Source organism: Tateyamaria sp., assembly GCF_039945315.1.
Taxonomy (GTDB): domain Bacteria; phylum Pseudomonadota; class Alphaproteobacteria; order Rhodobacterales; family Rhodobacteraceae; genus Tateyamaria.
Genome location: NZ_JBDUXB010000001.1, coordinates 1 through 20,726, shown reverse-complemented (window position 1 = coordinate 20,726; position 20,726 = coordinate 1). Strand labels below are relative to the sequence as shown.

Genomic DNA, 20,726 nt, shown 5'->3' with positions numbered 1-20,726 from the left:
AGTATCAGAGGCCGATATCCATCAGCGCCTTGATCTGGCTCGTGGAGGTGCCTGCAATAACGCGGCCCAGCTCGTCGTCTCCGCGCAAAAGCAACAGAGTCGAACGGCGAGGGATGTTGCGAGACGTCGTGACGTCGGCGTTTTTGTACGTATCCCAATCAACTTTGATGAAAGTCAGCTTGGAGTCATAGTCCGGGTTCTCGGCGCGCAGGGCGTTGATCACACGTTCCTGACGCTTGCAGGTGCTGCACCACGTGGCGGAAAAATCGACAAACACTGTTTTGCCTTCGGCCAGCGCCGCGTCAATTGCACCGGGCGTGTAGTCAACAAAGCCTGCGGCTTGAACGGCGAAAGGCACGGCGCTTGCCGCTGCCGCTGAGATCAGAAAAGTACGACGGTCCATGTGAAGTCTCCGAGGTTTAAAGAGCGACAGAGAGGTCTTGCAGCCAGATCGGCATAACCTCAAGCGCCCATGCTTCGATGATGTGGTGAATTTGGAAAAACAGCATCAATCCAACAGCAATGAAGGTGATGCCAAGGATGGGTTTGGAGCGTTCCGCGATCCCGCGCAAGGATTGGGCCCGCGTGCGGATTGCTTCGCGCGCGCCAAGGCCAAGACCGATGATCAGGGTGGAAACGCCCATGGCGAAGAACACCATGATCAAACCGGCATAGCCGAAGTTCTTTCCCTGAGACGCCAGAGCGATGGCCCCACCAAGTGTCGGTCCGATACATGGCGACCATACGGCGCCAAGAAGGAGACCACCAAGGAACTGTCCCTTTTTCCCAGAGGCGTCCACATCGTTCATCCTGCTGTCGGCCTGAGACGCAAACCCGGCGGTCGCCATTTCGAATTGCCGCGCAAACATTGGCACGACCAGTACGATCCCGAACAGGATCATCAAGACTGCCCCAGCCTGTGCAATCGTGTCTTGGGTCAGCCCGATTACAGGTCCAAAAGCTGTGATCAGTAACCCGAAGGTCACAAAAGAAACGCTCATCCCCGCCGCCAATGCCACGGGGCCATACCGATCCGCGTTCAGGGCACTGACCAATACAATAGGCAGAACCGGCAGGACGCATGGGTTGATCAGGGTCAAGAGCCCGGCGAGATATGCAAAGACGAATTCCATTGGCTTCGTATGTACGACCCGGCCTTTGGCGGGCAAGGAAAACCGCTCTTACGTGCACTCACGATGTTGTCAGTGCGCTGGCTGGGCGCGATATGCCGGGCGACCGGCCACCCATGTGCCTTGCACAGCCGGAGTCTGGCCGTCAGGCCAGTCGACCAGTACCAGATCAGCGCGTTGACCCACGGCAATCTCGCCACGATCGTCCAACTGCATCGCGCGCGCTGGGCCTGTCGACACCAAAGACCAAAGCGTCGATCGATCAGCGCGCTTTTCGCGGTCCAACCGATCCACTGCCGCAAGCATAGCGGGGTAGTAGTAATCTGACGCCAGCACGTCACACAGCCCTTCTTCGACCATGTCGCCCGCGGCAATTGATCCGATGTGACTGCCGCCGCGCACCGCATTCGGCGCGCCGAAGATGATCGTATCCCCGTTTGCCCGTGCGTCTTCAATCGGCGCCATGGTCATTGGGAATTCGGCCACTGTGACGCCCATAGCGCGATAATGCTGGCGCGTTTCGACCTGAGTGTCGTCATGGCTGAGCATTGGCACGCCTTTGGCGCGCGCTTTGCCCGCAAGCTTTTGCGTTGCGCCCGGTACGTCTGAACGGCGCGCCCACACTCGCTCAATCAGCGACATGTAGTCGTCAATTGCCAGACCCGCGCGCGCCGCGTGTTTTTCGTGCCGCAGTGTTGCAAGGCGTGGGTCATACGGGTCGGCGAGAGCATAGTTGGGGCTGTGTTCGAACTGCCGATCCTGGATTTTCGTATCAAAGCTGCGCATCGACATCGACAAGTGATCATTGAACGCAAGCGAAGGGCTCAGCGGCGCATCCAGAGCCCAATCGATTGTTTCGAGCGCCTCAAAGGCGAAGGTTTCCCAGCGCAATTGAATACGGTTCTCGACCAAAAGGCGGGGGGCCAGATCACGGATGGTTTGCATCATCTCGCGCCCTCTATCGACGCTGCGCAGGCCGGGTTCAAAGCTGAGTGTGATGGAGTGATAGGTCGTTGCGATCCCGTTGGCTGCCAGTTGCCTATCGGTTTCCAAAACAGCGGTTTCCATGGGGAAATAAACGCCGGGGCGTGGCATGACTTGTCTTTCAAACGCATCGCCATGCACGTCGGTCAGGGCAGGGGCAAGGATCAGCCCGCGCGCGTCGATCACTTCGCCTTCCGGCGCCCCCCCCCCGATTTCAGCGATCAGACCATCCGCGATGGTCACGTTCGTTTCCGCAATCTCGCCCGGCAGATAGACCGTTGCACCTTGGAATGTTTGCATCGTTCAAGTCTTTCCAATGTCAGAAGGGAGCGCCGCACCCGTTGCTTTGCCGTCGGGGTCGTCAACGTTCATGTATCTCAATCGCCTGCAACAGGGTTTGTTTGGACAGGCGAAGGGGGCGGTCAGGCTCGGCGTCCATCAAATGCTTTGACGGTTATCCCCTCGGCCTCAAGCGTCCGTCGCACAGACGCTGCGATGTCTACGGCTTCGGGGGTGTCACCGTGACAGCAGATGCTGTCGATTGGTGTTTCGATCCGGGTGCCGTCCTCTGTGATGATGGCTTGGGCTTTCACCATTTCGACCATCCGTTTGCCTGCAAGCTCAGCTTCATGGATCACCGCGCCGGGCTTGCGTCGATCCACAAGCGTCGCATCCGCATTATAGGCACGGTCGGCAAAGATCTCGCAGGCAAAAGCTGCCCCTAGACTGCGCGCTGCGCGCTCTTGGGCTGTGGCCGCCAGCACCATGATGATTGCGTCTGGATGGGTGGACAGGGCTGCCTCATAGCACCCACGGGCCATGTCTTCATCCTCGGACGTCATATTGCCGAGTGCTCCGTGCAGTTTGATATGGCGCACGGTTGCCCCCAAACTGCGCGCCATGCCAAGGCTGGCCCCGACCTGACAGCGGATAGAATTTTGCAATGAGGCGAGTGGCATGTCGATACGCCGACGTCCAAAGCCCTGAATGTCGGCAAAACCGGGATGCGACCCGATCCCCACCCCGTTTTCCAGTGCGATCCGCATAGTCGACGCCATAACATCAGGATCGCCCGCGTGGGCGCCGCACGCAATACTGGCCGATGTCACAGTGCCAAGCAGGGCGGCATCGTCGCCCATTTTCCAAGGGCCAAAGCTCTCGCCCATATCTGCGTTCAGATCGACTTGCATGGGGTTAGTCTCCTTCATCCAAATGGGGGTACGTGGCCGAAATCGCGCCATCAATAAGCTGGTAGCTGAGCAGGTCCTGCATTGTGGACAGGTCACGCACCAAAGGTGTCACTGCGGCGGTGAGTTTGGCCAGATCAGAGTTGGCGCGCGCTTGAAAGGCCGCACCTTCTTTCAAGGTTACAAATTCAAAGCGCAGGCTCGTCCCGGCAGGGGCCTGCGCAACACGTGGCAAGTCGCAGGGCAAAACGGTGCCAATGCGGGGGTATCCGCCTGTGGTCTGGCATTCAGCCATGAGCACAAAAGGCGTGCCGTCACCGGTAATCTGAATGTCGCCAGGCACAATGACTTCGCTGACGATGCTGAGGGCTTTGGGGTTGGAAAAGCCTTCGCCGTCGCTGTCCATACGGATGCCCTGCCGATTGGCGCGTGGGTCTCGACGAAATTCTGTTTGTGCGAACCGGTTTCGGATTGCGATGTCGAAGTCTTCGGTTTGCATGCTGGGCACGACACGAACCGTGCCACCAGTGAAGCGCGAATCCGGGGCAAGTGTCATGCCCACTTCGTGGCTGGTGTCGGGGCCGACCGGCAGTGTGTCACCCGCTGCCACCAGCGCACCCAGACCGCAAGACAGGTGAGTGGCCCGTGCGCCAAGGCTAACCTCAGTCGCAAACCCACCGCCGACGTGGAGATACCCATAGGTTCCGGTGCGTGTCGGTCCAATTGTCAGCCGCGCCCCCTTGGGTATCGCATGACTGGCGTTCCATACGATGGCGCGCCCGTCTACGTCCGCCGTCATCACGCCGCCTGTCAGGGCGATGCGCAAGTCTTCGGTCGCCTCAAACGCGCCTCCGGTCCCGACCATTTCAAGTACGGCAAGGCTTGGGCGTTGTTGCAAAAGTGCGGCCCCTTCGTGCACGGCTCTCAGGTCAGCAGCGCCACCGTTCGTCAGGCCCATCGCGAGGAACCCGGGCCGCCCCAGGTCTTGGACCGCGACACCCGGTCCGGCGTTGTGAACGATTAGCCCCCTCATTCGAGCACCTCGCGCAATGCACCGCCCGCTCCGTCCGCATTATGCGCCTCGATGCGTGCCAACTCTTGGTCGGTGATTGCGGTAAACTGAATCTCATCTCCGGGTGCGAGGGGGAAGGGTGTCGTGCTGGACGGGCGAAAACAGGCAAAAGCTGATTGGCCGACATGACGCCAGCCGGTGGGCGTATCCTTGGTAAAGAGGCAAATCTGGCGCACGGCGGCAACCAGCGCACCGGCGGGGATGTTGGGGGACAGACCGACCTGACGGGGGATGTCCCATTCCTCACCCAATGTGCCGAGATATGGTTGTCCGGGCGCAAAACCCAAAGTGAGCACGCGCAGCTTTGTCGTGGTCAGCGCAGCCTCGGCTTGGGCAACGCTCAGGCCGGCCACCTCTGCTGCTTCAGCCAATTGCGGTGCACGCGGCCCCCCAAACACGGCGGGAATGGTCCATAGCGTTCGGTGCGACGGTAGCGCGGTTGTCGTCCAATCCTTCGCCGACAAAACCTCGGTCAGTCGAAGTTTTAGGCCATCGAAATCATGCTCTGCCAAATCCACTCGGAAGAATGCCGAGACCAATGTGCTGCTGCTTTCGACAATCTCGGGCCAGGCCAAAGCGTCCACCTCCGCCCGGAACGCTATGGCCGCGCGGTTTGCTGCGTCGGTCGCGCGTGCGCCAAATGTCACCAGTAGGCCATTCAGACCCACGGATCGGATTGTTGGAACAAATGGAGCGGTTTGCATGTGGCGAACCTAACGCCTTTAGTTCTGTGCGCAATTGGTTAAAGCGGGCTGCGCAGCCAGTCGTCCTCAAAGCAAAGTTGGGTCACACCAGCGAGACGCAGAATACGATTTAATTCAACGTCAAGAGCACGCTGACGACCCTTGCCCCAGCGCGCCCCACGCTCTGGCCAGAGCGCGCGCACGCGCAAAGTGTCTTCAGCCCTGAATGCCTTCATGTCAATGCGCCCGACGACCTTGTCGCCTTCCAGCAGTGGGAAAACATAGTAGCCGTATTTGCGTTTTTGTTCGGGCACGAAAATCTCGATCCGATAGTCAAAGCCAAACAAGCGCTCAGCCCTTTTGCGGTCACGCAGGGCAGGGTCGAAAGGGCTGAGAACCCGCAAGCGCTGAGTCGGGTCGGCCGTCTGGGTGGGGCAATCAGGTAACTCGGGCCATGCATACGCAGGTCGGACGGAGCCATCGACACAAGTGGTGCATATCAGGATAATCCGCCCTGTTTCCAACGCGCGGGTGCACCACTCTTTCGCTTCAGCAGGCGAGATATGATCCCAGAACGCTGCCAACTCGCCGTGGGTGGCAAAACCCAGACGGGTCAAAGCCTCGCGGCAACACCAGTCGATGGTCTCTTCGGTATCAGGCGCATTCCCGACGGTCGTGCGGTTGATCACGCGTTCTGTCAAATCATAGTACTTCTGAAAGCCCTGCCGCTTGACGACGGTCAACGCCCCACTGCGCCACAGGTATTCCAACGCCGTTTTGGATGGATGCCAATCCCACCATCCACCTGATCCGCGTTTTTCTCCCTCTCCGACCTGAGCCGAACAAACTGGTCCGCGTTCACGGATCATGTCGAGGACAGATTGAAACTGCGCCTTGAAACCATCACGACGCCCGTCTTTCCAGCGCCGCCGCAACAGGGCCGCATCCCGTTCGCGGCGCATATGCCAATAGGGGTAAAAGGAAATCGGAACGACGGCCGCATCATGGGTCCAATGTTCGAACAGCGCCCTATCGCGTTCATAAAGCAGTTTCAGTGCCTTGGGCCGGTACCGTGCCTTGCGCGAAAACAGGATAAGATCGTGGGCACGCGCCACCGTGTTGATACTGTCGAGCTGAACAAACCCCAGTCGCTCAATCAGGTTGAGCAAATCCTGACCATGGGCCGCTCCCTGTGGAGCATCGGACAAGGCGTGACGGTCCAGAAACACACGGCGGGCCGCGCTGTTCGTCAGTGTGAAGGGGGTCAAGGTCGCCGTTGACGACGCAGGGTGTCACCATAAGCAATCGTCGGTGTCAGGGTGATATGCTTTGGTTCCGTTGCCCCGGCTAAACGTTCAATAATGATGTTGGCCGCAGCGCGCCCGATGTCGAGGCGGCAGGCATCCATTGTTGCAAGGCGCCGTGGCAAACCATCAAGAAGGTCAACACCGTTGAACCCTGCCAATCCGATCTGACCGGGTATGTCGACACCCTGTTCGATCAGATAAAGTAACCCGCCCGCGCCGATCATGTCATTGGAGTAATAAAGGAAATCCAGATCAGGATTTTCGTCCAGCATGGCCTTGGTCATTTCGCGGCCCTTGGCCAGCGCCGACCCGCCAGAATAGAAATCGCGCGCTTCGATTTCGATACCAGCCTTGCCCAGCACTTCAGTCAGCCCTTCGAACCGCTTGCGCGCCCGGTGATCCCGAGGCATCGACGTGCCCATGAACCCAATCCGGCTATAACCCTGTTTCAGGATGGCACGGGCCATGTCCTGCCCGGCTGCACGGTGCGAAATACCGACCATGCTGTCGACGGGATTGCCATCAGTGTCCATGATCTCAACCACCGGGATGGCGGCGTTTTCCAGCATGGCGCGGGTCGCATCTGAATGCTCAAGACCCGCGATGATGATGCCGGATGGGCGCCACGACAACATTTCGTACAGAACCCGCTCTTCTTTGTCGCGCATATAGTCCGTGACGCCGAAGACAGGTTGCAAAGGGGTATCTTCGAGTACCTGATTGATGCCTGTCAGCACCTCGGGAAAGACCATGTTGCCCAGCGATGGAATGATCACAGCGACAAGGTTGACCTGCTGAGAGGCGAGCGACCCCGCGATCTGGTTTGGCACATAGCCAAGCGTTTTGGCCGCCTCGAGCACTTTGGCGCGAGTGGCTTCGCTTACATCGCCGCGGTTACGCAACACACGGCTGACTGTCATTTCAGAAACGCCGGATGCGGCAGAAACATCGCGCAAAGTCAGCGGGCGTGGGGCGCGATCGGTCAAGGGCAGTCCTTCGAATTTACTGTCCTTCGAGTTATCGTCAATTGAGGCGATATTTCAAGAGTCTCAACATCTTTTGCATATCTGAGTCTGGTGACAACATCGTCACAAGGCGATAATTGATGACCAGACGGCCCCGTGGCTCAACTGGATAGAGCAGCCCCCTCCTAAGGGGCAGGTTGCAGGTTCGAATCCTGCCGGGGTCGCCAGAAACATTCTAAAATTGCTTGGTCTTGAAAGCACAGTACGCAACCAGATCATCATGTTTCTTTTGGATTTACCGAAATCTGAGATGCGCTCAGCCAAGTCTGAAGGCGAAAGCTGAAACGCGTTTCGTTGGCCCCCAAATATCAGTTCCGCTTTGCCAGTTCGATCTATTCAGTGGCTCTGGGTTCATTCATGTATTATGGGTCATCTCGGTTCATGTTTCAGATGCGATGGACCAAGAGAAAGTGCGGCTGCGAGCGGACGTCTATAAATGACAGAGCGATTGATACCAACTGCGATGAGGCCCAGCGTGGAAGGTCCCTTTGAACGCGCGATGGCGCTTGGGGTCAGGGTTCCTGGAAAGATCGGCTATATCGCCCGTCGCAAGCTGAAGCGCCGCCAGTGCGCGCGGATGCAAGATACCTTTTCTGAGGTTCTGGCAGATACTCGGGCTGGGGACCTTTGTATCGACCTTGGAGCCAACATTGGCGAGATTACGTGCCGTATGGCTGCGACGGGCGCGGATGTGATCAGTTTTGAACCCGATCCGGGAGCTTTTGAAGCACTACAAGCTGCCACAGTTGACCTGCCCAACGTCACCCTCGTGCACAAAGCCGCCGGTCATAAGGAGGACAGTCTGTTGCTTCACCGTTCTGCAAGGTGGTCTCCGGATGACCCTTCCGGTCACACGCAGGGATCGTCTTTGGTGCATAGCGAAGAGGGGGCTGATGCAAGCAATGCGATACGCGTCGAAGTCGTTGACATAATCGCCTATCTCGAATCGCTCGATCGGGACATTCGTATCCTGAAAATGGACATCGAAGGTGCCGAGTGGGACATCATGACTCGGCTGATTGATCATCCGCTGTTGTCCCGAATTGACTGCATTTTTGTGGAAACGCATGAGCGGCAGGACCCGGCGCGCTATGTCCCGGTGTTTGAAGCGCTTCAGGACCGTGCCGAACAGATCACCAAGCCTTACATCAACCTGTACTGGGTCTGAGCCCGTCTGCGGTTTTTACCGAAGGCTAAGACGGGTTCCGACCGCCGTCCTTGAAAGCGCTTAACGCACCTTTCAGGTAGCCGATGTTTTTGGCGCGACGACGTTTGATGAATAAAGTGTCCGGCCCGATCGCCCGGAACACTGCCGCAACCAACGTCGCCAGCTTGGGTCTTGGATGCCCATATTTGCCAAGTGCATAGGCCCGCGATCGGGCGGAGTAGTAGGCCTTGAACGCGGCGACTGCCGGTAATCGCGGTGATCCATGTCCACTGAGGTGAACAACTTTTGCGTCATGGCAATACATCAGGGGTCCATGTTCCCGTAGCCGCAAGGACAAGTCGTCATCTTCGTGATACATAAAGATTGCGGGGTCAAAACCGCCGATTTCTTCGAACACCGCACGGCGGCAAAAGATGGCGGATCCTGCCAGCACAGACACCACGGCGTCCGCTGTTGGCAAAGCCCCTTTCCACCGTTCTTTTGGTTTGATCTTGGAGCCGCGTTTGAAACTCTGATTTCCGTTTTGGTCCAAAATCCTTGGGTTGAAGCCGCTGACGTCTGGATAGGTTTTGGCCGCCTGAATCAGGGCTTCAAGAGCGCCGGCTTGCAGTTCGGCATCTGGATTGAGAAACAACAAGAACTCGGTTTGGGCCTTAGCGGCACCCTGATTGCACGCCGGGCCAAATCCGACGTTGTTCGTGTTCAGATGTAGTATTGCACCATACTCATCAGTAAGTGCTTTTAGCGCACCCGCATCAGATGACGCGTTGTCTACAACAACAACTGGCGTGCCCTTTGGAACGCTTTTCAGCATCGCAGGCAACACCGCCATGCTGTTGTAACTTACAGTTATGATTGTGACTGAACTGTTGGGCAAACCAGTCTCCTTCCTGCGGTGTTAGCAGGATGCATACGCAAGGTCAGGCATTTCTCACCGGAGTACCAGAGGATTTCAACATAATGCCTCTTAGCCTTCGGCGATGAGGCGCTGGTAGATGGCGATCAAGGCGTCTGCTTCGTGCTCGATCCGGTGTTGTTCTACGACCTTGTTGCGCGCGGCCTTTGCCATGGATTGGCGCATCGTCGCGCTACTCATCAGCTTGTCAGTTGCTTCAATCAACGCGGTGAGATCTTCGGGCGGCACGAGAAAGCCTGTTTCTTCTGGGACAACCAAATCTTCGAACGCGCCGACGCGGGTTGCAACGACGGGTACGCCACAGGACATCGCCTCCAGTGGGGTCAGGCCGAAACCCTCCCACCGCTGCGGTGCGACGTAGATGTCTGACGCCTGAAACCATGGCGCAATGGTAAAGCCCTTGTCTTCGGGCAGAATGCGCAGCCGATCGGAAAGACCCGCGGCTTCGATCCTGGCTTTCAGGTCATCGACGAAGTCTTGTTGGTCGCGTGTGACACCGCCCATTATGATGCCTTGCGCCTCGGGGTGGCGCGGTAACAATTTGATCATGGCGTCAACAAAAAGGTCAGTTCCCTTTTGCGATCTGATTCGGCCAAAGCAGCCAACAATCAATGCATCCTGATCGAGACCCAGTTCGGCACGCAGTTTGCGGCGATCTTTTGTTGGCGCAAACGCTTCTGCATCAATCCCATGCAGGACGACAGTGGCCGGGACGCCGAGGTAGGAATTTGCTTTGCCCGAGGCTGCAACCACTGCATCCATCTGCCGGATGAGCCAGCGCGAATATTCACCACGACGCCGTTGCGCTGCTGAGGTGAACACCAGTTTGAAACGCTTGCGGAGCAAGTATTTAAGGATCAGTCCCACCAGCATCTCGATATTCCGACGGGAATGCCAAACGCGATATCCCGAGGGCCCCGACCGAGACATCGAGAGCAGTTTTGAATAGGGAAACTGTGGCGCATCTTCCGGAAGGACAGGACCGGTGGTGGCGATGGCAATCTTTTTGGCCTGCACCGGCACCAGCCGGAAGACGGTGGAGGACACGCCCGAGTAACGGCGTTTCAGGTTCGGCGCGATGACATCAATCGTATTGGGGTCAACTTGCATGTTTAGATCCTGATCGCCTGCTCAACTTACTTTGCCGTTTTCATAGTTAATGGCCTTGGGGGATACCATAAGAACTTGAGCGCCACAAAAGGCTTGGGTTGGCGTAATCGCGCTGCGTGGCCGGGATCAATTGACGTACTCGAATGTGCAGTCAGTCTTTGGCGTGAGCAACGCTTATTGCTTGCTCAAGGGTCAGGTCGCCGATGGATCTGCGTAGCCTTTCAAAAGGGTCTCCCAATCCCCGTCATTCCAATTCAGGCCTTTGGATGCTGCCGCAGTCTTCTTCAGCGACCGGTGGAGTCGATCGATGTTGGCTTGCATCCAGTCGCCCGGTTCACGTTTTTCGCATTTATCAAAATCTATGAACCAGACCTTATCATGAGCATCGATCATGATGTTCCGACAGTTCAGGTCTGAGTGATAAACCTTGTGCGCGTGCAGGTTCTTGATCGCTGCCCCCATGTCGATCCAAAGTTGCGTGGAGAGACTTTTGGTATTGAGTACGTCCTGAAGCGGTTCCGCGTTGGGAATGCGTTCGGTTATAATGTCGGCGCGGTAAAAGGCACCAGTCGGAACAAATCGCGCAGCCACTGGACGAGGAACGGGAAGCCCTTCGTGACGCATCTCGCTTAACAGGTCGAATTCGAGCATCGCCCGGCTTTTTTCGGCGCTGGTACGCAAATAAAGGTCCCGGTTTACCCGGCCAAACAGGCCGCCCCGGTGAAAGTGGCGCAGAACCATGTCGCGATCTGCATAATTGAGAAAATGGGCACTGCTTCTACCCTGCGTGCTGCCACGCCAAAACTGGTTTTCTTTGAGCCACTCTGCGTCGAACAGGTTCGGCTCCATAGGTGTGAGGATGCTGGTATCGAAGCGGATGACCGTGCCGTTCAGGCCGAGGTCCGAGGGCGTCGCCATTCCAAATGCTCCGACTTTGATCTGCTCATTTACTCAATCACTCTTAGGGGCGTCCCGGAGATTTCACAAGTTCGCCGGGGTCAGGAACCACTGGCCACCGGGCTGCAAAGGTGTATCCATATCATCATGAGTTGGCGGCTCTTACAGGGGGCTGTGTCAAGACAACAAAGGCTTGCTGACAACGATATGGTGCCAAAGCGAACTCCGTTGATGTTGCAAATCTGGATGCTTGCGTCTTGGTGCCTTTCCTACCCGATTGTCTTTCTCTCCAGGGTTATGCACCGTCGGATGGGCGCAGACCCAAAACGGTTTGCCGAGCGTTTGGGTCATCAGAGCGAGCCGTCCAGCGACGAAGTCATCTGGTTTCATGCGGCAAGTCTGGGCGAGGTTATGCAGATCGGCCCTTTGGCACAGCATCTGTCACAGGCGGAAAAGACGAAAGTACTGGTAACGACCACCACTGCAGCAGGGGCAGATTGGGTTGCGCGTAATATGCCTGATGCGCTTCACCGGTTCGTGCCGATTGAGACGCCCTCGGCCGTCAGACGTTTTCTAGGTACCTGGGCCATATCAGCCGCGATTTTTGTTGAGGGCGATTTGGGGCCGCGATTGGTTATGGGACTGCGCAAAAGAGGCGTGCCGCAAATTCTACTTAATGCGCGGCACTCGCGGACGCGCGCGCGTTTTCCGGCAGTTTTTGGATTCCTTCTTGCACAGTTTTCGCTGATCACCTGCCGTTCGCGGTCTGTTGCGCAAGATCTGAGCGCGCTTGGTCTGCCAGACGAATTGATACACGTGGTGCCGGACCTCCGGCTGACCTTGCCAAAGCTGTCAGCACCTGCGGCTGTGACGGACGCCCTGTCTGATGCAATTGGCGCGCGCCCGTTGTGGCTGGCCGGGTCCACTCACCCTGCGGATGAGGGCGCAGTGCTTGCAGCCCATTTAGAAGTGGTGAATGCGCATCCCAATGCATTGCTTATCATCGCGCCGCGCCACCCATATCGGGGCGAACCGCTGCATCAACTGGCGAACGATCAGGGGTTTGAGGTTGCCCGGCGGAGCCTTGGTGACGAGATTTCAACAAACACACAGATTTACATTGCCGATACCCTTGGTGAAATCGGCGCATTCTTTGCACTATCGTCCATCACGTTTCTGGGCGGTTCCTTTGGGAATGAAGGTGGGCACAATCCATATGAACCCGCCAGCTTTGGATCGGCTATATTATATGGCCCCCACGTCAAGAATTTTGCGGGTGCCTACGCAGCGCTTGGTGAAGTGGGTGCTGCTTTTAAGATCGGGGAGCCGGCGGAGTTAGGGACGGCAGTTGTGGACCATTTGGGCGAAGATAAAGCGAGCAAGATGGCGCGTGCAGGATTGGACTACATGGCGCAGACACAAGACTGCATTTCCACCTATTTGGGTCTGGTGGAGGGGGCTCTGGCAACAAAGCGCCCTTGATATAGTGCGAGCGCGTCGAGGGGCCCCGATTTCGGAGCCCCTGATGGTTTGTTTAGCTGTCTGCGCCGGGCAGGATTACGGTGTCGATCACATGGATCACGCCGTTGGTGGTTTCGATGTCGGCGCTGACGACCGTGGCTTTTTCAACCATGACACCGTTGTCTAGATCGATTGTGACAGACTCACCTTGTACGGTGGCTGCTTCCATATCGTCGGACAGGTCTGTCGACATCACTTTGCCCGGGACGACGTGGTACGTCAAAATGGCAACCAACTGGTCTTTGTTCTCGGGCAGCAGCAGTGTTTCTACCGTGCCTTCTGGCAGGGCGGCAAATGCAGCGTCAGTTGGGGCGAAAACTGTGAATGGGCCATCGCCCTTCAATGTGTCCACGAGGCCGGCGGCTTGTACGGCCGCGACGAGTGTTTCGAACGAACCTGCGCTGACCGCTGTGTCAACGATGTCCATTTTTGCAGAGCCGGCAAAAGAAGTTGCAGCGAAGCCCAGTGAAATTGCAGAAGCAAGAAGAGTGGAACGGATCATTTGGTGTCTCCCAGTACATTTAGGTTACGAATACCGTCGAGCGGCATCGTGAAAGAAACGGCCGAGTAGTGCGAATGGATCACGTGGAAATTTTTCCCACATAGTCTTGATTTGCGCGGGGAGACCTCTAAGCCTCGCCAAAACCACGTTTCCACTCACAACAATGTCAAAACGCGAGAATCTGCCGATCAATGACAACGCGTGAGGTTACAGGTCTCTGACATCCATGTGAGCAGTTATTATTTTCCTCTGCCCCAGCACCGATCTATGTGACAACCCAAAGCGCAACCCAAGGAGAGACGTGCATGGCCTATCGCTGGAAGAACACCCTGACCCGTGCGGACGCGACGCCCTACGAGGCATACGTGAACCGTCGCCAGCTGATGGGCGGAGCCATTGGGCTTGGATTAGTTGGTGCGGCAGGTATGGCGCGTGCCGAAGATGAGGCCCTGGTCCCGAATTCTTGGGATGACATCACGCAGTACAATAACTTTTACGAGTTCGGCACCGGGAAAGGTGATTCGGCCAAAAATGCTCATATGCTGACCACAGAGCCATGGACGGTCGTTATTGACGGCATGGTTGATGCGCCTGGCGATTACTCGATGGCACAGATCATGGAGACCATGACGATTGAAGAGCGAATTTACCGGCTCCGCTGTGTAGAAGCCTGGTCGATGGTGGTTCCATGGAACGGGTTTGAGCTGGCCGATCTGCTGAATTTGGCCGGCGTCCAGGACGGAGCGAAATACGTGGCCTTTGAAACTGCGCTGCGGAAGGACGAAATGCCCGGCACGCGCTATCCGGTAATTGACTGGCCTTATGTCGAAGGGTTGCGGCTGGATGAGGCGATGCATCCGCTGACCATTATGGCGACCGGCATATATGGCAAACCGATCCCGAACCAGAATGGCGCGCCTATGCGCCTCGTGGTGCCGTGGAAGTATGGATTCAAGTCGATCAAGTCAATTGTACGCATCACCCTCACGGATCAAGAGCCGCCCACAGCATGGAACAAAGCGCTTGGTCATGAATACGGGTTCTATAGTAATGTGAACCCGAACGTGGATCACCCACGCTGGAGCCAGGCAACTGAGCGCGTGGTCGGTGGCGGTCTTTTTGCTGGCCGGCAGGACACTCTGATGTTCAACGGCTATGAAGACGAAGTAGCGAGCCTCTATGAAGGTATGGATCTGCGCGAGAATTTCTGATGCTGATTGATGGGATCAATTCTGTCGCCCGCAAGGTCCCCACGTGGGCAGTATATATAGTGTACCTGATCCCGGTGCCTGTGCTGCTGTATCAGGGGATGACCGGGGGGCTTGGGCGCGAGCCGATCAACGCGTTGGAGCGTGAGCTTGGCGAGATCGCTCTGCAGCTTTTGATCATAGGGTTGTGCATCTCGCCCTTGCGGAAATTTGCCGGGGTGAATCTGATCAAGTTCCGCCGGGCCATCGGGCTCTTGGCCTTTACTTATGTCGTGTTGCACCTGCTGGTCTGGGCGGTGCTGGATATACAATCGCTCGAACGTGTCTGGGCCGACATTATCAAACGTCCTTACATTACAATCGGGATGGTCGCTTTTGTGTTGATGATCCCGCTGGCGGTGACGTCGAACAACCGGTCGGTGCGTGCGCTTGGCGCCGTGTGGCGCAAACTGCATCTTCTAACCTATCCTGTTGCGATCCTGGCAGCAGTTCACTTCATTTGGCTGTCCAAAGGGTTTCAGCTGGAGCCTTTGGTCTACTTGACGGTGATTTTGGGTCTTTTGGCGCTCCGCGTTCCAGCACTGCTCAGGAAAGTGGCAGTTTAAAGGGTGCTATGCCCGGAATTGGGCGCAGTGTGATTTGACGAAATGCCGGTTTGGCCTCTGAGTCGCACAAAAAGCCGAGTAAATCGGTGTCCTCGACAATGAATTTTGAGAAATCCTTGGTCCGAGTCGGTGAATCGGGCGAGTCGTCGTGAGACTCGTGCACTGATTCACTTGCGATTCACCGGTGAGTCTATGGACTCTTGGGGATAGATCTGGGGATAACCCCATATGTAGCGTTTCGAACATGCCCAACTCTTGTTAGCGCGCGTAATATTATGACGAATTGACGTTCGGTCCACGAAATATGATTGCCTAAAACCCTGTTATTTAACGAAAAACAGCCTTTTTTGAAAAAATATGACGTTTCTGCAAAAAAGCACTTGCGGGTATCGGGCACTAACCGTAGAACCCCCCTCACCGGCAGCGCAGAGATGCACCAACGGGGCGCCAGACGGGCGGGACACAGCGGAAACGCAACGGACCGAGACGAGACGCAAGAATAAAATCAGAGGTAAACGAGGCGGGGCGCGCCAAAGAAGTTAGGGCGCATCCAGTCACTTTTGTCTCTACGCTCTTTGAAATTGATAGTAACTGAAGAGATATGTGGGCGGTTTGGTTCATTTCGATGGATCAACGTCTGTATATCGCGCTAGTAGGGGCAACCCGATAATCTAGTGTCAGCTTCACTGTTTGGACGGTTTCTTGTTTTCTTATGAAAACCGGAAGCACAACAAACAGAGACTGTCCCATTTGAACAATGGGACGATGTGCAGAGGTTCGAACGTCAAGGATAAGCTAGCAATAGCTTTTCAACTTGAGAGTTTGATCCTGGCTCAGAACGAACGCTGGCGGCACGCCTAACACATGCAAGTCGAGCGCACCTTCGGGTGAGCGGCGGACGGGTTAGTAACGCGTGGGAACATACCCTTCTCTAAGGAATAGCCACTGGAAACGGTGAGTAATACCTTATACGCCCTTCGGGGGAAAGATTTATCGGAGATGGATTGGCCCGCGTTAGATTAGATAGTTGGTGGGGTAACGGCCTACCAAGTCTACGATCTATAGCTGGTTTTAGAGGATGATCAGCAACACTGGGACTGAGACACGGCCCAGACTCCTACGGGAGGCAGCAGTGGGGAATCTTAGACAATGGGCGAAAGCCTGATCTAGCGATGCCGCGTGAGTGATGAAGGCCTTAGGGTCGTAAAGCTCTTTCGCCAGGGATGATAATGACAGTACCTGGTAAAGAAACCCCGGCTAACTCCGTGCCAGCAGCCGCGGTAATACGGAGGGGGTTAGCGTTGTTCGGAATTACTGGGCGTAAAGCGCACGTAGGCGGACTATTAAGTGAGGGGTGAAATCCCAGGGCTCAACCCTGGAACTGCCTCTCATACTGGTAGTCTTGAGTTCGAGAGAGGTGAGTGGAATTCCGAGTGTAGAGGTGAAATTCGTAGATATTCGGAGGAACACCAGTGGCGAAGGCGGCTCACTGGCTCGATACTGACGCTGAGGTGCGAAAGTGTGGGGAGCAAACAGGATTAGATACCCTGGTAGTCCACACCGTAAACGATGAATGCCAGTCGTCAGCAAGTATACTTGTTGGTGACACACCTAACGGATTAAGCATTCCGCCTGGGGAGTACGGTCGCAAGATTAAAACTCAAAGGAATTGACGGGGGCCCGCACAAGCGGTGGAGCATGTGGTTTAATTCGAAGCAACGCGCAGAACCTTACCAACCCTTGACATCCTGTGACAACTCGAGAGATCGAGCGTTCCTTAGGGACACAGTGACAGGTGCTGCATGGCTGTCGTCAGCTCGTGTCGTGAGATGTTCGGTTAAGTCCGGCAACGAGCGCAACCCACATCTTTAGTTGCCAGCAGTTCGGCTGGGCACTCTAAAGAAACTGCCCGTGATAAGCGGGAGGAAGGTGTGGATGACGTCAAGTCCTCATGGCCCTTACGGGTTGGGCTACACACGTGCTACAATGGCAGGTACAGCGGGTTAATCCCCAAAACCTGTCTCAGTTCGGATTGGGGTCTGCAACTCGACCCCATGAAGTCGGAATCGCTAGTAATCGCAGAACAGCATGCTGCGGTGAATACGTTCCCGGGCCTTGTACACACCGCCCGTCACACCATGGGAGTTGGTTCTACCCGACGGCCGTGCGCTAACCTTTTGGAGGCAGCGGACCACGGTAGGATCAGCGACTGGGGTGAAGTCGTAACAAGGTAGCCGTAGGGGAACCTGCGGCTGGATCACCTCCTTTCTAAGGATGTTCCTAGCCATTGATGTTCGCATCAATCATGGAACACTTAGCAAGAGACGCAAACAAAGCGTCTCAAACATCAGGACCGAGCCGTCCTCATATCTCTTCAGTATAAAGAACACGGGCTACCGCCCGTATGGGTCGGTAGCTCAGGTGGTTAGAGCGCACGCCTGATAAGCGTGAGGTCGGAGGTTCAAGTCCTCCTCGACCCACCATTCCTTTCGGGGCCTTAGCTCAGCTGGGAGAGCGCCTGATTTGCATTCAGGAGGTCAGGAGTTCGATCCTCCTAGGCTCCACCATTTACATATTGTTCTTGTCCAACGTTCGGGTCTAAATCCGGGCATGAAGATATGCGCAATAACAATGGTGTACCGGGACTATTGGGCACTTGCTCAATGGATCAGGCACTACTCGAAACATCTCGGCATCGGAAATCTGTACGTTATGGTCCATGGACCCGATGAAAAGGTCAACGAAATCGCTGCTGGTGCGAACATCTGGACGATCCCTCGGGACAGTCTGGAAGGCTTCGACAAGCGTCGGTACAAGATGTTGAATCAGTTCCAATCTGGATTACTTCAGTTCTATGACTGGGTAATACGGACGGACACAGACGAATTAATCTGCGTAGATCCTGATCTGCACGGTTCACTTGATCGGTTCCTTTCTCAAACATCAGACGAAGCGGTCTTCGCGACTGGATTGAACGTGTTTGAACAAGCGGATGAACAAGAAATGCCCGAAGGTGTTTCGGTGTTTGACTGTCGCGCCGCGGCGGTGATTACTGGAAACTACAGCAAGGCATGGGCAGTAAAAGCGGATGCGCCTCTTATGAGGCACGGCGTTAAGCTGACAACTCCAGGCGGCAAGCCTTACAGTTATTCCTTTCCTCACGGTGTTTACCTTGCTCACCTCAAGTTCGCGAACATTGATGCTCTGGCAGATGTGAACGTGACGAGAAAAGAGGTGGCACGAGCTGGTGTCTCTGGACTGCCAGGTTGGGGTTGGAAGCGTGCTGACGATCACACTAAGAAGTTCTTTATAGAAGCTGAAACACTGAATTTCACACCTTGGACTGATGCAGTTGCCAATGCCTTTGAGCGCATAACAACTGACATGAAGTATGATGAGAAAGACGGCGTGATCAGGGCCCCCGGTATTCCTTACTTGGCCAAGGTCAGATTGCCAAAGTGGTTCAAAGACACCTGACGGATTAGATCAGTAAGAGCGCTCCGGCGCTTTTACTCGTCCAATCTGGACGAATTGACATCGTATAGAGAGATACAAGTTATTTTGGGAGAAATCTCAGAATAACAAACAACACTGTTTGATCGCGCCGAGTGTGGCGATGATCTCAGTTTGGTTCTAAACTCAGTTTAGTAGTCGCAAGGCGAAAGACGGGTGAGGAAGGCGACTTATCGAATGTTTCCTCGTTCGATCTGACGTATCCCTGCTGAAACAAACAGAGTTGTCCAAGTCAAGTACACTAACCAGAACAGTCGGTTGCGATCCCGCACGGAGCGTGACCATCAAAGGCTGTTCATTTGTCAGCATGCTTACAAAACATGCTGGCGGGTAAAGTATGCTTTTGATCTCAGAAGAAGACTGCATTTAGTTACCAGCTGTGCAGTCGTGTTAGACGCAAGTCTTTCTTTTTCTGGATCAAATCAAGCGCGAGAAGGGCGTTTGGTGAATGCCTTGGCAGTAAGAGGCGATGAAAGACGTGATACTCTGCGATAAGCCATGGGGAGCTGAGAATAAGCTTTGATCCATGGATTTCTGAATGGGGCAACCCACCTGACAGTTTCATATTGTTGCGCAAGCACTCAATATGTCGCTGAAACAGGTACTTATAGACTGAATACATAGGTTTATAAGAGCAAACCCGGGGAACTGAAACATCTAAGTACCCGGAGGAAAGGAAATCAATTGATACTCCCCTAGTAGCGGCGAGCGAACGGGGACCAGCCGAGCCATGATTGTGACTAGAACGACCTGGAAAGGTCGGCCATAGCGGGTGACAGCCCCGTATAGGAAGCATGATTGGACGTATTAAGTAAGACGGGACACGTGAAATCCTGTTTGAAGATCGGAGGACCACCTTCGAAGGCTAAGTACTCCTTACTGACCGATAGTGAACCAGTACCGTGAGGGAAAGGTGAAAAGCACCCCGACGAGGGGAGTGAAACAGCTCCTGAAACCGAACGCCTACAAACAGTTGGAGGGCCCTCGAGGCCTGACAGCGTACCTTTTGTATAATGGGTCATCGACTTGGTCTATCTAGCAAGCTTAAGCCGTTAGGTGTAGGCGCAGCGAAAGCGAGTCTTAATAGGGCGAATGAGTTAGGTGGATCAGACCCGAAACCGAGTGATCTAGGCATGACCAGGATGAAGGTAAGGTAACACTTACTGGAGGTCCGAACCCACACCTGTTGAAAAAGGTCGGGATGAGTTGTGCCTAGGGGTGAAAGGCCAATCAAACTCGGAGATAGCTGGTTCTCCGCGAAATCTATTTAGGTAGAGCGTCAGACGAATACCTCGGGGGGTAGAGCACTGGATGGGTAATGGGGCCTCACCGGCTTACTGATCCTAACCAAACTCCGAATACCCGAGAGTACTATCTGGCAGACAGACGGCGGGTGCTAACGTCCGTCGTGAAGAGGGAAACAACCCTAACCTCCAGCTAAGGCCCCTAATTCATGGCTAAGTGGGAAAGCAGGTGAGACGACCAAAACAACCAGGAGGTTGGCTTAGAAGCAGCCATCCTTTAAAGATAGCGTAACAGCTCACTGGTCTAAATAAGTTGTCTTGCGGCGAAGATGTAACGGGGCTCAAGCCATGAGCCGAAGCTTAGGATGCATTTATTGCATGGTAGCAGAGCGTAGTGTGACATAAGACTACGTCTTCCTGACTTCTTGTATTTATCGTCGACAGTTATCTGGGTGTTCGCACTCAAGTAGCCGAAGGTGGTAGTGCAAATAAGAAGTCAGAAAAGACAAAGTCTTTTCTGTGAAGCCGGCGCGTGAGCGATCCGGTGGAGAGATCACTAGTGAGAATGATGACATGAGTAGCGACAAAGAGTGTGAGAGACACTCTCGCCGAAAGTCCAAGGGTTCCTGCTTAAAGCTAATCTGAGCAGGGTAA

Annotated in this window: 17 protein-coding genes, 3 tRNA genes and 2 rRNA genes; 10 read left to right on the top strand and 12 right to left on the bottom strand. The window is 55.3% G+C overall.

What is annotated here, in order from left to right; genetic code table 11:
- Window positions 1-4: 4 nt before the first annotated feature.
- The 8 genes from ABJD00_RS00110 to ABJD00_RS00075 form a co-directional block, all read right to left on the bottom strand.
- Window positions 5-403 (bottom strand): thioredoxin family protein, encoded by a 399-nt coding sequence (locus tag ABJD00_RS00110; RefSeq protein WP_413828907.1) that lies wholly within the window; start codon window positions 401-403, stop codon window positions 5-7.
- A gap of 16 nt (window positions 404-419) precedes the next feature.
- A complete protein-coding gene (locus ABJD00_RS00105) occupies window positions 420-1,169 on the bottom strand; it encodes a cytochrome c biogenesis CcdA family protein (RefSeq protein ID WP_413828905.1) in 750 nt (249 codons plus the stop codon).
- A gap of 33 nt (window positions 1,170-1,202) precedes the next feature.
- Window positions 1,203-2,414: an alpha-D-ribose 1-methylphosphonate 5-triphosphate diphosphatase gene (locus ABJD00_RS00100; protein WP_413828903.1), complete on the bottom strand. Its 1,212-nt coding sequence runs from the start codon at window positions 2,412-2,414 to the stop codon at window positions 1,203-1,205.
- A gap of 122 nt (window positions 2,415-2,536) precedes the next feature.
- On the bottom strand, window positions 2,537-3,304 hold the full coding sequence (locus ABJD00_RS00095) for a LamB/YcsF family protein (RefSeq protein ID WP_413828901.1): 768 nt from the start codon (window positions 3,302-3,304) through the stop codon (window positions 2,537-2,539).
- Between the two features lie 4 nt (window positions 3,305-3,308).
- Complete coding sequence (locus tag ABJD00_RS00090) at window positions 3,309-4,334, bottom strand: biotin-dependent carboxyltransferase family protein (protein WP_413828899.1); 1,026 nt, start codon at window positions 4,332-4,334, stop codon at window positions 3,309-3,311.
- Window positions 4,331-5,077, bottom strand: a complete 747-nt coding sequence (locus ABJD00_RS00085; RefSeq protein WP_413828897.1) for a 5-oxoprolinase subunit B family protein — start codon at window positions 5,075-5,077, stop codon at window positions 4,331-4,333. The genes ABJD00_RS00090 and ABJD00_RS00085 overlap by 4 nt, the downstream gene beginning before the upstream one ends.
- 38 nt (window positions 5,078-5,115) lie before the next feature.
- Complete coding sequence (locus ABJD00_RS00080) at window positions 5,116-6,324, bottom strand: winged helix-turn-helix domain-containing protein (protein ID WP_413828895.1); 1,209 nt, start codon at window positions 6,322-6,324, stop codon at window positions 5,116-5,118.
- Window positions 6,321-7,349, bottom strand: a complete 1,029-nt coding sequence (locus ABJD00_RS00075) for a LacI family DNA-binding transcriptional regulator (protein ID WP_413828893.1) — start codon at window positions 7,347-7,349, stop codon at window positions 6,321-6,323. Before ABJD00_RS00075 ends, ABJD00_RS00080 begins: the two co-directional genes overlap by 4 nt.
- Before the next feature lie 129 nt (window positions 7,350-7,478).
- Between ABJD00_RS00075 and ABJD00_RS00070 the strand changes: the two genes are divergently transcribed.
- Window positions 7,479-7,555 (top strand) — tRNA-Arg (locus ABJD00_RS00070).
- A gap of 269 nt (window positions 7,556-7,824) precedes the next feature.
- Window positions 7,825-8,556, top strand: coding sequence for an FkbM family methyltransferase (locus tag ABJD00_RS00065; RefSeq protein WP_413828891.1), 732 nt, complete (start codon window positions 7,825-7,827; stop codon window positions 8,554-8,556).
- 25 nt (window positions 8,557-8,581) lie between these two features.
- On the opposite strand, the gene ABJD00_RS00060 is transcribed toward ABJD00_RS00065, so the two are convergent.
- The 3 genes from ABJD00_RS00060 to ABJD00_RS00050 all read right to left on the bottom strand — a co-directional run bounded on the left by ABJD00_RS00060 (window position 8,582) and on the right by ABJD00_RS00050 (window position 11,500).
- Window positions 8,582-9,433, bottom strand: coding sequence for a glycosyltransferase family 2 protein (locus tag ABJD00_RS00060; protein WP_413828889.1), 852 nt, complete (start codon window positions 9,431-9,433; stop codon window positions 8,582-8,584).
- 90 nt (window positions 9,434-9,523) lie between these two features.
- Window positions 9,524-10,582: a glycosyltransferase family 4 protein gene (locus ABJD00_RS00055; protein ID WP_413828887.1), complete on the bottom strand. Its 1,059-nt coding sequence runs from the start codon at window positions 10,580-10,582 to the stop codon at window positions 9,524-9,526.
- Between the two features lie 192 nt (window positions 10,583-10,774).
- Window positions 10,775-11,500 carry a 3-deoxy-D-manno-octulosonic acid kinase gene (locus ABJD00_RS00050; RefSeq protein WP_413828885.1) on the bottom strand — a complete coding sequence of 242 codons (726 nt, stop codon included), beginning with the start codon at window positions 11,498-11,500 and terminating at the stop codon, window positions 10,775-10,777.
- A gap of 288 nt (window positions 11,501-11,788) precedes the next feature.
- Here ABJD00_RS00050 and ABJD00_RS00045 point away from each other — a divergent pair, with 288 nt between their 5' ends.
- Window positions 11,789-12,961, top strand: a complete 1,173-nt coding sequence (locus ABJD00_RS00045; protein WP_413828883.1) for a 3-deoxy-D-manno-octulosonic acid transferase — start codon at window positions 11,789-11,791, stop codon at window positions 12,959-12,961.
- 52 nt (window positions 12,962-13,013) lie between these two features.
- Here the strand turns inward: ABJD00_RS00045 and ABJD00_RS00040 are convergent, their stop codons facing one another.
- Complete coding sequence (locus tag ABJD00_RS00040) at window positions 13,014-13,502, bottom strand: fasciclin domain-containing protein (protein WP_413828881.1); 489 nt, start codon at window positions 13,500-13,502, stop codon at window positions 13,014-13,016.
- 305 nt (window positions 13,503-13,807) lie between these two features.
- Here ABJD00_RS00040 and msrP point away from each other — a divergent pair, with 305 nt between their 5' ends.
- The 7 genes from msrP to ABJD00_RS00005 all read left to right on the top strand — a co-directional run.
- On the top strand, window positions 13,808-14,713 hold the full coding sequence (gene msrP, locus ABJD00_RS00035) for a protein-methionine-sulfoxide reductase catalytic subunit MsrP (RefSeq protein ID WP_413828879.1): 906 nt from the start codon (window positions 13,808-13,810) through the stop codon (window positions 14,711-14,713).
- A complete protein-coding gene (gene msrQ / locus ABJD00_RS00030; RefSeq protein ID WP_413828877.1) occupies window positions 14,713-15,315 on the top strand; it encodes a protein-methionine-sulfoxide reductase heme-binding subunit MsrQ in 603 nt (200 codons plus the stop codon). Before msrP ends, msrQ begins: the two co-directional genes overlap by 1 nt.
- A gap of 810 nt (window positions 15,316-16,125) precedes the next feature.
- Window positions 16,126-17,583: ribosomal RNA gene (locus tag ABJD00_RS00025) — 16S ribosomal RNA — on the top strand.
- A gap of 138 nt (window positions 17,584-17,721) precedes the next feature.
- Window positions 17,722-17,798, top strand: a tRNA-Ile gene (locus ABJD00_RS00020).
- 8 nt (window positions 17,799-17,806) lie between these two features.
- Window positions 17,807-17,882: transfer RNA gene (locus tag ABJD00_RS00015), tRNA-Ala, on the top strand.
- Window positions 17,883-17,946: 64 nt separating this feature from the next.
- Complete coding sequence (locus tag ABJD00_RS00010) at window positions 17,947-18,792, top strand: glycosyltransferase family 2 protein (RefSeq protein WP_348513024.1); 846 nt, start codon at window positions 17,947-17,949, stop codon at window positions 18,790-18,792.
- A 456-nt stretch (window positions 18,793-19,248) separates the two neighbouring features.
- Window positions 19,249-20,726 (top strand): 23S ribosomal RNA (locus ABJD00_RS00005); the annotation flags it as partial.

Excerpts from the sequence above, each read along its gene's own strand:
- msrQ (WP_413828877.1), top strand. The coding sequence starts at position 14,713 with ATGCTGATTGATGGGATCAATTCTGTCGCCCGCAAGGTCCCCACGTGG.
- ABJD00_RS00045 (WP_413828883.1), top strand. The coding sequence starts at position 11,789 with ATGGGCGCAGACCCAAAACGGTTTGCCGAGCGTTTGGGTCATCAGAGC.
- msrP (WP_413828879.1), top strand. The coding sequence starts at position 13,808 with ATGGCCTATCGCTGGAAGAACACCCTGACCCGTGCGGACGCGACGCCC.
- ABJD00_RS00065 (WP_413828891.1), top strand. The coding sequence starts at position 7,825 with ATGACAGAGCGATTGATACCAACTGCGATGAGGCCCAGCGTGGAAGGT.
- ABJD00_RS00085 (WP_413828897.1), bottom strand. The coding sequence starts at position 5,077 with ATGCAAACCGCTCCATTTGTTCCAACAATCCGATCCGTGGGTCTGAAT.
- ABJD00_RS00040 (WP_413828881.1), bottom strand. The coding sequence starts at position 13,502 with ATGATCCGTTCCACTCTTCTTGCTTCTGCAATTTCACTGGGCTTCGCT.
- ABJD00_RS00090 (WP_413828899.1), bottom strand. The coding sequence starts at position 4,334 with ATGAGGGGGCTAATCGTTCACAACGCCGGACCGGGTGTCGCGGTCCAA.
- ABJD00_RS00095 (WP_413828901.1), bottom strand. The coding sequence starts at position 3,304 with ATGCAAGTCGATCTGAACGCAGATATGGGCGAGAGCTTTGGCCCTTGG.
- ABJD00_RS00100 (WP_413828903.1), bottom strand. The coding sequence starts at position 2,414 with ATGCAAACATTCCAAGGTGCAACGGTCTATCTGCCGGGCGAGATTGCG.
- ABJD00_RS00055 (WP_413828887.1), bottom strand. The coding sequence starts at position 10,582 with ATGCAAGTTGACCCCAATACGATTGATGTCATCGCGCCGAACCTGAAA.
- ABJD00_RS00050 (WP_413828885.1), bottom strand. The coding sequence starts at position 11,500 with ATGGCGACGCCCTCGGACCTCGGCCTGAACGGCACGGTCATCCGCTTC.
- ABJD00_RS00110 (WP_413828907.1), bottom strand. The coding sequence starts at position 403 with ATGGACCGTCGTACTTTTCTGATCTCAGCGGCAGCGGCAAGCGCCGTG.
- ABJD00_RS00010 (WP_348513024.1), top strand. The coding sequence starts at position 17,947 with ATGGTGTACCGGGACTATTGGGCACTTGCTCAATGGATCAGGCACTAC.